Here is a 12,005-nt window from a genome sequence, read left to right as displayed (position 1 = left end):
AGGAGGCAGGAATAATCCTATGTGGAAAAATGCATTTGCGATTCTTCAAAAGCTTGGGAAGGCGTTGATGCTTCCCGTTTCAGTGTTGCCCGTAGCAGGGATTCTGCTCGGTCTGGGCAGTGCCCGCTTAATTGAACTGGATAACCTGCAAAAAGGCGTGATTTCTAGCGCCAAATTTTGGTGGCTACCAGAATGGCTGGCTCAGATCATGAAAGCATCGGGGGATGCGATTTTTGGCAATCTGGCTATCATCTTTGCGATCGCGGTTGTCATCGGTTTCACGGAATACGATGGGGCTTCGGCGGTGGCGGCAGTGGTTGGATTCGTCGTGTTCCTGGCAGCAATGGGAGCCGCTGCAACCGGCATCTTTGGCATTTCGCCAGACACGCTCAAGCCTGTGATGGGCATTCAGTCATTGGATACAGGGGTATTTGGTGGCTTAATCATTGGTGGTGTAGCCGCCTATTTGTTCAACAAGTTCTTCCGTGTTCGACTACCGCAATACCTGGGATTTTTCGCAGGTAAGCGATCCGTCCCCATCCTGACGGCTCTAGCGGCGATCGTGATTGGGATTGTGATGAGTATAATTTGGCCGCCCATTGGCAATGCCATCAGTGTGGCTGCAAATACGGCAGCGGCAGGTCGTAACACGGCAATTACGGCGGCAATCTACGGAGTCGTTGAACGCTTACTTTTACCCTTCGGTCTACACCACATCTGGAATGTGCCGTTCTTCTTCCAGATCGGTCAGTACACGGACCCAATCACCAACAAAATTGTGACGGGAGATATCAATCGATTCTTTGCCGGGGACCCTACAGCCGGTATTCTGGGAGGTTCTTACTGGTTCAAGATGTTTGGGCTACCAGCGGCAGCGATCGCCATCTGGCATAGTGCTAAACCCAAAAACCGCAAGATCACTGGCGGTATCATGATTTCAGCGGCATTCACTTCATTTCTGACAGGGATTACGGAGCCAATTGAATTCTCATTTATGTTCGTTGCACCACAACTCTACGCGATCCATGCCCTTCTGGCAGGTTTCTGTGGTTGGTTGTTCCAGATGCTGGGCGGCAAAATGGGCTTTACCTTTTCCCAGGGATTCATCGACTTCTTCCTGTTTAGTGGACTGCCCAATGCCCAGCGAACCTGGCTAATTCCAGTGTTGGGGCTGACTGTATTTGCGCCCCTTTACTACTTCACGTTTCGCTTTGCCATTAAACAGTTCGACCTCAAGACCCCCGGACGGGAACTGGATGAAGACACTGAGCAAGTCTCCTTCGGCTCCGGGGCTGCTTCCGAAATGGCACGAGAACTGGTGCGTGCCTTTGGGGGACGGCATAATATTGCAACCCTGGATGCCTGTATCACCCGTTTGCGCATTACTGTCAATGATATGACTCAGGTGAATAAACCTCGGCTCAAGGCGTTGGGGGCATCTGGCGTGTTGGAAATTGGCAATAGCGCTCAGGCAATCTTTGGACCTCGCTCTGAAAACCTCAAAACCGATATGGTTGAGTACCTGCAAACCGCCGGTTCCGAAGCCGACGAAGCTTATACTCCCGACCCCACGGAGGCGGCGGCTGAAGCAGCCCTAGTAGAACCCACCCAGCCCACCATTCAGCGCGATCGTCATGCCGACCAAAAAGCAACTGACTGGATCAAGGCGCTGGGTGGCTCTCAAAACATCCGTAGCGTAGATGTAGCTGCGCTCACACGGTTACGGCTAGAAGTCATTGATGAGGCTTCGGTAAATGAGGAAGCACTGCGATCGACAGGGGTTGATGGACTGATGCAACTGCCGGCACACAAACTGCATTTGCTGGTTGGGTTGAATGCGGATCAGTATGCTGAGGAAATGAAGAAACAGTTGGCAGCCGTCTAGAAAGGTATTGCTGCACAGCAGGATGAATTGAAACTTGAACTTCGTTCCCATTCATCCTGCTCTAAATTCATCCCCCGAAGCAGGGAGACCAGTTAGAGAAGACCGACACAGAACCCGGCGCATATTTTTCAGGTTGTCTGGTATGTCTAACTGAATAGCCTGCTGAATAAACATAGAAGGTACTGGGATAGAAGGCGTTGCCTGAACGGAATAACTCAGCAGGGTCCCATCCCCGTGGTCTTGCAGGTGCAAGTCAGCATAGAAATCGTTGAAACTGCCTGACTCCAGGTAAAACTGAACTCGCTGTTGTACTGTTTCAACGACCTTGAGGTAGATATCTGCATTGGCAGTAAAGAGAAAAAAGCTTTTGCTGGCAACCTGGTAAAGACGCTTGATGGTTTTAACTGCTCCAACTTCGCCCTGGTGCAGAACATCACTGCGGGTAATGGCAGGAAAGTAATTAACCCAGCGGGGATAGTCAATCAACTGCTTCCAGGCGATCGCCCGCTCGATGGGCAGGTACAGGCGAGCATTTACAGCAGCCCCCCAGTCAGTATGGGATTGAGTCGTGAGTAAGATTTCGCCGTTGAGCAGGGCAGGCAGGCGGGGATTGTCTTGAAGTGGTTTTAGAGCGGGAGAGTAGACAGGGCTGGATAAAGTAGCAGTCATCAGGTGAATGTCTCTCAATGGGTAGAGGTGAGCCTGAAGCAAGGTCGTTGAGAGCTTCAGCGGGAGGGAGCAACCATGATGAATGCACCCTGCTATACAGACCTTACCCTTGCTTCGTTAAAAAGTGTTGCAAAGTACCATGAAGATTTGGAAAACTTTCTAAAGAAAAAGCGGTTATAAGCCAGGTTGATAATTGGAATTGCTTTCACCTATCCCAAACGCATCCATGACGGAGCCTAATATTTGCCGGAGAAAGTTTTTGGATAGGCTTCTAACCGGACCTGCCGTGTCACAATAGGGGCGATCGCTGGAATTTTTAGGTCTGCATGTTGGGCTGACGGAGGCAGGACTGGTGGGTGGAACTCCTAACCTTGTAATCTCGATTGTTCTATATATTCTTGGCATCATGCTGGTGCTAACAGCGGTGCTGATTTTATTAAAAGGTTTGGGAGTGTTGACCACACTGCCCAACTACGCTATCTGGTCCCTGGTGCTGCTTTCGGTTGGAATGGGTATTCTTGGCGGCATCCGCAGCAACCAAAGGAGGTAAGAATCGTGGTAAGAACACTCAAGCCCAGTACAAAGGTATTTCTAACCGCGTTAATGGTAACGCTGGCAGTCTGGGTTTTACGGGGGCTGGGAATTTTGACCTTCATTCCTGGTTGGGTTTTATGGGCATTGATTTTGCTTTGTGTAGCAACGGCGGTGTTTAGCGCTGTACGGTAGGGGTTAAAAGTTGAGAGTTGGGAGTTGAGAGTTAAGAGTTGAGAGTTACAGCAATTTTTAGAATGAGTCAACCACAGTCGAGTGTGGATGAGTGGATAGGTGGGGATGTGGCTTATACCAGGGGAACCGGCTGTAAGAGTTGAGAGTTAATAGTTGAGAGTCCTATAGGGTAGGTTGTGGGTAAGGATGGATTTTCAGGCTGGTGAAGGAGCGTCAGGGTTATCTTATTCGTTAAAAAACCCTGTCTCTGCGGCGATCGCCCTTGGCAGCAATCTAGGAGATTCATTAACCACGCTTGAATCTGCTCTCAGCCTATTGAGTCAAACACCAGGGATTCTGTTGGAAGCACGATCCCACTGGTACCAGACAAAAGCAATAGGACCACCTCAACCCGATTATCTCAATGGCTGTGCTGTGCTTACAGTAAACCTGACTCCCGAAGAACTGTTGCAGGTGCTTCTGCAAACGGAGTCAAAATTTGGTCGTGTCCGGCGAGAGCGGAATGGACCCAGAACCCTGGATCTGGATTTGTTGCTAGTTGATGATTGGGTGCTGGAGACTCCTAATCTCCAAATTCCCCATCCCCGGATGAAGGAGCGAGCATTTGTGCTGGTACCGCTGGCAGAAATTGCTCCCAGTTGGGTAGAGCCTGTTTCAAGAAAGGCGATCGCAGAACTCGCCCAAACGGTAGACTGTTCAGGAGTGACCAAACTTGATTTGAATAATGAAACTTGAGTGGTTGAATTCCGCACTCAAATCTAAAAACCTCAAACTCAAAACTTTTACCTATGCCATACGGTGGAGAACCGCCCCAGCTTCTAAGACGACGCTTCACCTATGAAGGGCGGAAGTTTGGCTTTGAGTCTGCCCGTCTGCGGTTGCCAAACCGGACTGAAGGGGAGTGGGAATGCATCCGTCATCCTGGCGGTGCTCTGGCGGTGCCTGTCACTTCGAAAGGAAAGTTTGTCCTGGTGCGGCAGTACCGCTTTACAGTGCAGGGGCGGCTACTTGAGTTTCCGGCGGGGACGCTAGAGCCAAGCGAAAGCCCCTTGGCAACGATTCAGCGCGAGATCGAGGAAGAAACAGGCTACCGTGCTCACCGCTGGCAGAAATTGGGGGAATTTTTTGTCGCTCCCGGTTACTCCGATGAGATTATCTACGCATTTCTGGCGCAGGATTTAGAACTGTTGGACAATCCACCAGAGCAGGACAGCGATGAAGACATCGAACCTGTGCTAATGACAGCAGAAGAAGTTGAGAAAGCCATCCACGCAGGAGATTTAGCAGATGCTAAGTCTATCAGCGCTTTTCTGCTGGCACGCCCGTATTTGTAGTGGTTAATCATTGCTAACCACACAGTGGGCTTGTAGAACTACGACATCCCGTTCTTGCATAACAGCACACCGCTCTATGGCTTGCTGTAAGATTGGGGTTTTTCCAGCTTCCAGGAGTTTAGCGGCTTCAGTTGCGGCAGGCTGGTACTGCTGAAGCCAGGACTTCTGAAGGTATCTGGGCGTGAACGTTTGCCCTTCAACAAGCCAAAAATCTACTCCATACTTCTGGATAAACTGGCGCACCTGCTCCGGATCAGTGCTGTACTGCGCTTCAATTTGGTCATTCATTCGCGCTTGAAATTGGCTGTAGTAGCCCAGGTGATAGGGGATGGCATACTCTCTCGCCACCAAAACGGGGCGCTGGGTGAACGTGGGCAAATTATTTGCCTCCAGCAGCGTTGTGGCGATCAGGGTACTTTTGGGCTGTTGAGCTAAAAAGCGATAGATTTCAGGAATCCCCCCCGGCACATAGCCAGGAAGGGGATTTCCTAATGCTCGCAGAAACGGGTAGGAGGCTTTAAAATGGGCGATCGCCGGGTACATCACCAGGGTCAACGTCAAAAGCCCCATCAGCCCCCAGGCAATCCCTTGATTCACTAAAGCCTTCTGCGGTGTGATCCGGCTGCGGTTAACCCGCTTCAATAGGGCATCCAGCAGAATGGTGAGTGAAACGGCGGCAGCGATCGCCAACACCATTCGCAGGCTATGTTGGGTGTAACGGTTGGGCAGATGTAACTTAAACAGTAGAAGGTGGGCAGCCAGGAAGAGCACCAGGGAAGATAACATCGTCCATTGCAAGACATAGATTTTGCCTGTCACTTGCCGCCCCAGGGGAAACCGCGCCGGATAGCGAAGCAGAAAAGGGAGCGCCAACCCCAGTAACATCGGCGGGGGCAAAAAAACACGCTCTGGGCGGGCAAGCATTCCACTACGTTCAGAAAATAGCCAGTACGTCCAGGGACTATCACTGAAGAAGCTATTGCGACCGGAATAGCCAAACTCTGGCATCTGTTTTGCCTGGGCAGCACTGAGCACAGGGCCAAACTCAGAGCTACCCTGCAAAACAAACGGCAGAACCACGATCGCACCCACCGCTAATCCCAACCCACAAAACAGGTAATCTTTGCGTCCCCCGGATAGTCGCGGTAGCCACCTGTCCCACTTCACCAAAGAGAACACCAAAACTCCACAGGAAATAAACATCACCTGCGGATAGAACAAACCCTGGAGGGCGATCGCTGCCAAACAGGGCAGCCATGACCGTCGTGCCAGGTAATACAGAAATGCCAGAAACAGCGGGTACAGAAATGCCCTGGGCGTTGCCGAGTAAAGGTCGTCTGCCATCATCAAATTCTGACTCATCAGCAAGGATGCCAGAAAGCCTGCGATCGGTACCGGCAAAATTTGCAGGGCAACTCCAAAGCAGTAGGCGGCAGAGATCAGTCCTAACAGTACCGGCAGAAGTTTGCTGAACAGCATCGGCTCAATCCCAATGAGCGCAGCAACCCGATAAGCCGTGGTGTAGCCCACCGGAGCAACCGACTGAAAGTAGTCAGCAATCAAGTCATTAGGAAATAGTTCAGGATCAATCAACCGCTGGATCCAAAACACATGCTGGCGAGCATCATCCTGCACCATAAACGCTTGACCAAATGCCGCCTGTAGCGAAATCATCCCAATCACTCCAGCACAGGTCAGGCTGAGACAGAACCAAAACACCGTGCTGGCTCTAGAGGGTTTACTGGTCATTAGCGCTTGCAGACGAGTGAGCATGAGGGACTTGGGCGGAGGGGAAAGGGGGAAGTTAAAAGTTGAGATTGGAGTTTAGAGTGTAATGGGTAAGCAGGTTGGTTTTTGTCCTTTGTCATTCGTCCTTTGACCCTTACAAATGCCGATGACCAATGAACAATGACCAATGAACAATGACCAATAACCAATGACTGAACATTCCTGACAACTGACCGCTTACTAACCACCAACAACTCCTCACCCCTCCCACCTATTTCAATCGGCGTAAGGTTACCAGATAGTAGTTGAAGAAGGGAAGTCCCGCGATCGCTGGAATCAGGTAGCGGGATGTGCATAATACTCCCAGGGCAGCGGCTGTCGCCGCGCTGAAATAGGATTGATACAGCAAAATTAGAGCGGCATCGCGGGTACCTACGCCCGCAAATGTGAGAGGCAATAAGCCTGCCAGAATGGCTAAGGGGGACAGTGCCAGGTTTGTGATAAATGGCACCCAGGCATTGAGCGCCAGGATAAAGAGCCAGATCTGAAGCAGGTGCAGAAACCAGATAAAAATGGATGTGAACGTGATTTTCACAAATTGGAGGCGATCGCCCCAAAAATATTCATGCATCTCTCGCCATGCGGATTGAAGCTTTGAAAGCTTAGCCCGGACTGACTTAGGAGACACTGCCTGCCCTACAAAGAAAAACAATTGGGCGAATTGATGTGAACCCAGCAACAGCCCTCCGATAGCTAATCCTCCGGTGATGGCGATCGTCATGCCCCAGAAAAACCAATCCTTCTGCGGATAGAGTAGCAGTCCAAAAGCACACCACAAAAGCAGAGAAAGCATGTCACATGCCTTTTCAAAGATCACCAGTGCAAGCGCCAACGACCCACTGAGATGCCCCCGCTCCCGCATAAAGTAAGCTTTTGCAATATCTCCCATCTTCGATGGCAACACCATATTCAGCGTGCTAGCAACCAGAATCAGTCGGTTAGCTTCGAGGAAAGAAAGGGAGGTTGGGAGGGGGGAAATTTCTTCTTTTCCATACCCTGAATCCTGGATCCTGTACCCTATAAACGCTTCCGTCCCTCCTGGCATCAACTGCTGCAACCGCCAGGATGTGATCATTGTAATGGGCACCACCATTCCCAGGCTAATGAACATCCACCAGCCATTACAGTTTTGAAACACCTGAATCAACCCCCGCAAGTCAATCCTCCAATAGATCACCGCCAGGATCAGGAGGCTAAAAGCAATGGAAGTAAGACGTTTCATGTTGTAAGAGGTAGGGCTAGCGGGCTGGTGGAGCAGAGGAGAGGAGAGGGCAGAAGGGGTGAGAAATTGGGAGTGGAGAGTTGGGAGTGGAGAGTTGAAAAGAACACGATATAGGGCGCGGAATCCGGCTGCTAGCGTCAACCAAAATCAGGAGCAGACTGCGGCGTAAGTTTGGTACCCCTTGTTTAAGGGAAGCACTTAAAAATTTTGGTTATTTTTTTGTTCCTTCAACCCTTTTGAAGGGTACTTTAATTCAAGGGAATATGATTTCTCACAAATTGAAAAACACTGTACAGTTTGAGATAGTCAGACAAACTCTACCCGGTGCTTAAAATCACTTAAAGAAGCGATCACGATCACTGACAAACCAGAAGATTTTTATAAAGCTGCCTAAAGGGGCATTCCAGTATTGTTCATAATTTGACATTCCTTCCGGTCAGGCATTCTAGAACTGGAATACCTGGAATACAGTGTCAAGCCTGGAAACTCAATAGAATCCTGTAAGAAGCATCCATGTCCAATACGGAAAACCAGTTCACAATCACCTTTTGGGGTGTTCGGGGGAGTATTGCCTGCCCTGGCCCAGAGACGGTGAAATACGGTGGCAACACTCCCTGTGTTGAAATGTGCGTGGGGGGCACCCGTTTAATTTTTGATGGCGGAACGGGAATTCGAGTTCTGGGGCAGTCGCTGTTGTCGAAGATGCCTGTAGAGGGTCACATCTTTTTCACCCACTCCCACTGGGATCATATCCAGGGTTTTCCATTTTTTACACCAGCTTTTATCAGAGGGAACCGGTTTCATATTTATGGGGCGATCGCCCCAAACAATGCAACCGTAGAACAGCGCTTAAACGATCAGATGCTACACCCCAACTTTCCAGTTCCCCTGCAAATTATGGGCGCAGATCTGAAATTCTATGATGTAGAGATTGGCAAACCAATCCAGATTGGAAACGACATTTCAGTTGAAAGCGCTTTGCTAAATCATCCTGGTCAGGCGGTCGGCTATCGGGTCAATTGGAACGGTTACTCCGCTGCCTATGTGACTGATACAGAGCACTTTCCCGATCGGCTAGATGAAAATGTCTTGTTTCTGGCACGCAATGCAGATGTTTTCATCTACGATGCCACCTACACCGATGAAGAGTACCACGCTGAGAAAACCAGTAAGTTGGGGTGGGGGCATTCTACCTGGCAAGAAGCGGTTAAAGTGGCAAAAGCAGCAGGGGTGAAACACCTGTTTATCTTCCACCATGACCCCCTGCATCGGGATGAGTTCTTAGATCAGGTGGGTGAGCAAGTATCAAAAGCATTTCCCAATGGTGTAATGGCAAGAGAAGGAATGACCATTCAAATTGGCTCTTCTCTGCCTGTATTAGAACCCGCCCCGCTAGAAACCCCTGCCGATGTCAAAGTTTCTGCTTAGAAACAAAAATTAACTGCAACTTACGCCGAAGAGTCGCAAGGTCTGGGAGTGAGTAATGTATCTGTAGACGCTAATTTTGTGTAAAAATGTGAAGCGTGTGGATTACCTCATCTCTCTCTACTGTTCTGACTCCAACTGCCGTTGCTCTAGGCAACTTTGACGGCGTTCATTTGGGGCATCGCCAGGTGATTCAACCTGTGGTTCCCTCTCGTTTCTTGAAGGAATCCGGTGAACGGTTTCATTCAACAGTAGTCACCTTTCACCCTCACCCGCAGGAATTCTTTAGCGGACAACCCCGTCGCCTGTTAACGCCTATCCATGAAAAAGGCGTGCAGTTAAAATCGATGGGAGTTGACCAATTGGTGCTTTTACCTTTTGATCGAGAGCTTGCCAGCCTTAGCCCAGAACAATTTGTTGAACAGATCCTGTTAGGTCATCTTCAAGCAAGGCGTATTAGCGTAGGTTTAGACTTTCACTTTGGTCGTGGACGGACTGGGACTGCTGCCGATTTGCAGGCGATCGCTGTCAGCAAAGGCGTTGAAGTCACCATTGCCGAACTCAAAAACCTTGATGGAGAACGGATTAGCAGTTCTGCTATCCGTCAGGCTTTGCAAGAGGGGAATCTAGCACTTTCTAACCATTTGCTGGGTCGCCCCTATTGTTTGGTAGGAAGAGTCTTTCAAGGACAACAATTAGGCAGAAAATTGGGGTTTCCAACGGCAAATTTACAACTGCCTCCCGAAAAATTTTTGCCCCGGCTGGGAGTTTATACCGTTCGAGTTCATATTTGCCAGGAGGGGGATAGCAGCGCTTTACTTGCCATTCCAAACCTGCCTGCCGTAATGAATCTGGGCTACCGTCCCACGGTGGATGGTACCACCCAGGTTGTGGAGGTTCATCTGCTGGATTGGTCAGGCGATCTCTATGGGCAAACCCTGGTGGTAAGCCTGGAAAAATTTCTCAGACCTGAGCAAAAGTTTGGCTCTCTGGAAGACTTGACCGCGCAAATTCAGGCAGATTGTGATTCAGCCAGAGCGTTGTTTGCTGATGGCTGTCCAGGTTGAGCAGGAACGGTGATTGAAGGGGAGAATTTCAGAGTTGAGAGTTTTGAGTTAGAAATATTGTCCTCTTCACCCCTTCCGTGACTCACTCCTCCCTGGTTCCTGTTTCTGTCCCTACCAAATATGGATTTACTCACCCCGCTCCAACGCAATGCCCTATATCTTCAGGAAGCAGAACGGGCTGGTATCCACAAACCAATTCTGGCGGCACTTTATCAGGTTCATAATAGTCCATCCCTGACAGATGGGGAGACTGGACTGGGTATCTCACCCGTGAATCGGATTGCCCTGGAACAGGTGAATACCTTTCCACAACAGGTGCAGTACGCTGCCAGTACAATTCGCAGCTTGATCAACCATCGGGTGGTTGAAGGTTGGAAGCCTGCGGACTTTTGGGATGCCGAGAAAGGTCATTATGGGGAAAAGCTGATTCGGGCGATCGCCGCTGGTTTCACCGCATCTGGCAGCGATTCCGATGCGGCACTTCTGGAGGTGAGTAATGCCCAGGCTTTAATGCAGGCTTACTCAGCAGACCTGAAGCTGGATCTGGAAACCAGCGATGCCCCTTCCAGCCAGTTGTACCTTGATCAGGCATTGCAGGCGTTTGTTGAGCAGGTGCCTCGTTACTACCAGGGGCTACTCTACCAGCAAAATGCCCTCCTAGAAGCCGTGCGCATTTGGTGCAGGCTGAACCTGCGAAATGAAGCACTTACGGCTCTGAAGATTGGCTCACCAGGAACCGATGAACCCACGGATTTCGTCGTGATGAATCCTGCCCTGATGCGGTTTGCCCAGGGTATGCCTGCTGCCTATGAAGGTTACCCCTATCAGCGAGAGGCACTGATTTACCTGGTTCAGCGCTGGCACCAGTTAGACTCGCGCGAAGCGGCGATCGCCTGCCTGCAAACGTCCCCTTCTCCCGCTCCCAATCGTAATCTGCTAGATGGGGCTTTGATTGCTCTGCTTCAGCGCATTCCTCAGACTTATCAAGGTAAGGGAGAGCAACGCAATGCCCTGGTGGAAGGATTTCGGCTCTGGCAACAACTGGAGTCCCGCAGTGCTGCCCTAATTGCCCTGGGAGTCAACCCCGATATGCTATCTGCTTCCAGTCCCAGGCAAAGTGATCTGACCCAGGCAGCTCTACAGCTAGATCGGGCACTGCTGGACTTCATTCACCACATTCCCATTAGCTACGAAGGCTTAGAGCATCAGCGGGATGCTCTCATGGAATTGGTTCAGCTCTGGCGTGGCATTACCGCCAGAGAGCCGACGGTTCAATCCCTGTATCAAGACCTGAAGCAAATGGCAACTGCGCCGCGGGGTTCTCCAGATGCGCCCCTGCCACCGTCAACTATCCTCTCGCCTACCCAGCCTGATCGCTGGACACCTACGAGTATCTACATCTTTGCCAACATCCTCCCAAACGGTAGCTTTACCTGGGCAGAAGCCACCCATGGGGGAACTCGAATGCCAGTCAATCAGTCAGTGGTGGATGGGATTGTCCGAATTGCACAACTGGCAGAGCAGGCACGCGATCGCATTGGACGCCCCCTCCATGTGGTCAAGTGGTATATCCCTGATCAGATCGACGGTAGGATAGGAGAAAATTCGGTAGCCCGTCATGCCCTTGGGGATGCGATCGTTTTTTACTGTAATGGGCTAACCGGCAACCAGGTCTATTGGTTCCTGGATCCGTGGTGGGCAGGGGGATTGGGACGCTACATCAACAACCCTTATCTGATTTACATTGATGCCAAAAACTGCCGAATTCGCTGGTTAAGATGAAGCAAATTTGTCCGTATTTCCCCTGGTTTCGGCTATGTTAGTGATGTCAAGTACCGAATTAGGGGAACTCTACAGATAGACAGACGTTAGGCAAACATGAATTATCG

At 50.4% G+C, this 12,005-nt stretch carries 11 protein-coding genes; 8 read left to right on the top strand and 3 right to left on the bottom strand.

The window, feature by feature from the left end:
• Positions 1-19: 19 nt before the first annotated feature.
• On the top strand, positions 20-1,885 hold the full coding sequence (ptsG, locus tag AC1S52_RS25215) for a glucose-specific PTS transporter subunit IIBC (RefSeq protein WP_482031798.1): 1,866 nt from the start codon (positions 20-22) through the stop codon (positions 1,883-1,885).
• Positions 1,886-1,936: 51 nt separating this feature from the next.
• Here the strand turns inward: ptsG and AC1S52_RS25210 are convergent, their stop codons facing one another.
• The gene (locus tag AC1S52_RS25210; protein ID WP_482031797.1) at positions 1,937-2,554 is read right to left on the bottom strand and encodes an SRPBCC family protein; all 618 of its coding nucleotides are present in this window, start codon (positions 2,552-2,554) and stop codon (positions 1,937-1,939) included.
• Between the two features lie 352 nt (positions 2,555-2,906).
• Between AC1S52_RS25210 and AC1S52_RS25205 the strand changes: the two genes are divergently transcribed.
• From AC1S52_RS25205 to AC1S52_RS25190, 4 genes are all read left to right on the top strand, one after another.
• Complete coding sequence (locus AC1S52_RS25205) at positions 2,907-3,104, top strand: hypothetical protein (RefSeq protein WP_482031796.1); 198 nt, start codon at positions 2,907-2,909, stop codon at positions 3,102-3,104.
• Between the two features lie 5 nt (positions 3,105-3,109).
• Positions 3,110-3,280 carry a hypothetical protein gene (locus tag AC1S52_RS25200; RefSeq protein WP_482031795.1) on the top strand — a complete coding sequence of 57 codons (171 nt, stop codon included), beginning with the start codon at positions 3,110-3,112 and terminating at the stop codon, positions 3,278-3,280.
• A gap of 186 nt (positions 3,281-3,466) precedes the next feature.
• Positions 3,467-4,015 carry a 2-amino-4-hydroxy-6-hydroxymethyldihydropteridine diphosphokinase gene (folK, locus tag AC1S52_RS25195; protein WP_482031794.1) on the top strand — a complete coding sequence of 183 codons (549 nt, stop codon included), beginning with the start codon at positions 3,467-3,469 and terminating at the stop codon, positions 4,013-4,015.
• Positions 4,016-4,068: 53 nt separating this feature from the next.
• The gene (locus AC1S52_RS25190) at positions 4,069-4,614 is read left to right on the top strand and encodes an NUDIX hydrolase (RefSeq protein WP_482031793.1); all 546 of its coding nucleotides are present in this window, start codon (positions 4,069-4,071) and stop codon (positions 4,612-4,614) included.
• A gap of 3 nt (positions 4,615-4,617) precedes the next feature.
• On the opposite strand, the gene AC1S52_RS25185 is transcribed toward AC1S52_RS25190, so the two are convergent.
• Entirely contained in the window at positions 4,618-6,387 is a 1,770-nt protein-coding gene (locus AC1S52_RS25185; protein WP_482031792.1) for a hypothetical protein, read from the bottom strand.
• A gap of 226 nt (positions 6,388-6,613) precedes the next feature.
• Positions 6,614-7,624 (bottom strand): lysylphosphatidylglycerol synthase transmembrane domain-containing protein, encoded by a 1,011-nt coding sequence (locus tag AC1S52_RS25180; protein ID WP_482031791.1) that lies wholly within the window; start codon positions 7,622-7,624, stop codon positions 6,614-6,616.
• A gap of 513 nt (positions 7,625-8,137) precedes the next feature.
• Here AC1S52_RS25180 and AC1S52_RS25175 point away from each other — a divergent pair.
• The 3 genes from AC1S52_RS25175 (at position 8,138) to AC1S52_RS25165 (ending at position 11,898) form a co-directional block, all read left to right on the top strand.
• Positions 8,138-9,052 carry an MBL fold metallo-hydrolase gene (locus tag AC1S52_RS25175; RefSeq protein WP_482031790.1) on the top strand — a complete coding sequence of 305 codons (915 nt, stop codon included), beginning with the start codon at positions 8,138-8,140 and terminating at the stop codon, positions 9,050-9,052.
• A 95-nt stretch (positions 9,053-9,147) separates the two neighbouring features.
• On the top strand, positions 9,148-10,116 hold the full coding sequence (locus tag AC1S52_RS25170) for a bifunctional riboflavin kinase/FAD synthetase (RefSeq protein ID WP_482031789.1): 969 nt from the start codon (positions 9,148-9,150) through the stop codon (positions 10,114-10,116).
• Positions 10,117-10,236: 120 nt separating this feature from the next.
• Complete coding sequence (locus AC1S52_RS25165; protein WP_482031788.1) at positions 10,237-11,898, top strand: peptidase M15A; 1,662 nt, start codon at positions 10,237-10,239, stop codon at positions 11,896-11,898.
• Positions 11,899-12,005 lie beyond the last annotated feature (107 nt).

It is taken from the genome of Kovacikia sp. CALU 1929 (assembly GCF_056784235.1).
The sequence above is the reverse complement of the archived record's forward strand: the minus strand, read 5'-3'. Positions and strand labels throughout refer to the sequence as shown.

What these genes read in the sequence shown, in the direction of transcription:
- ptsG (WP_482031798.1), top strand. Translation starts at nt 20, where the DNA reads ATGTGGAAAAATGCATTTGCGATTCTTCAAAAGCTTGGGAAGGCGTTG.
- AC1S52_RS25210 (WP_482031797.1), bottom strand. Translation starts at nt 2,554, where the DNA reads ATGACTGCTACTTTATCCAGCCCTGTCTACTCTCCCGCTCTAAAACCA.
- folK (WP_482031794.1), top strand. Translation starts at nt 3,467, where the DNA reads ATGGATTTTCAGGCTGGTGAAGGAGCGTCAGGGTTATCTTATTCGTTA.
- AC1S52_RS25190 (WP_482031793.1), top strand. Translation starts at nt 4,069, where the DNA reads ATGCCATACGGTGGAGAACCGCCCCAGCTTCTAAGACGACGCTTCACC.
- AC1S52_RS25185 (WP_482031792.1), bottom strand. Translation starts at nt 6,387, where the DNA reads ATGCTCACTCGTCTGCAAGCGCTAATGACCAGTAAACCCTCTAGAGCC.
- AC1S52_RS25180 (WP_482031791.1), bottom strand. Translation starts at nt 7,624, where the DNA reads ATGAAACGTCTTACTTCCATTGCTTTTAGCCTCCTGATCCTGGCGGTG.
- AC1S52_RS25175 (WP_482031790.1), top strand. Translation starts at nt 8,138, where the DNA reads ATGTCCAATACGGAAAACCAGTTCACAATCACCTTTTGGGGTGTTCGG.
- AC1S52_RS25165 (WP_482031788.1), top strand. Translation starts at nt 10,237, where the DNA reads ATGGATTTACTCACCCCGCTCCAACGCAATGCCCTATATCTTCAGGAA.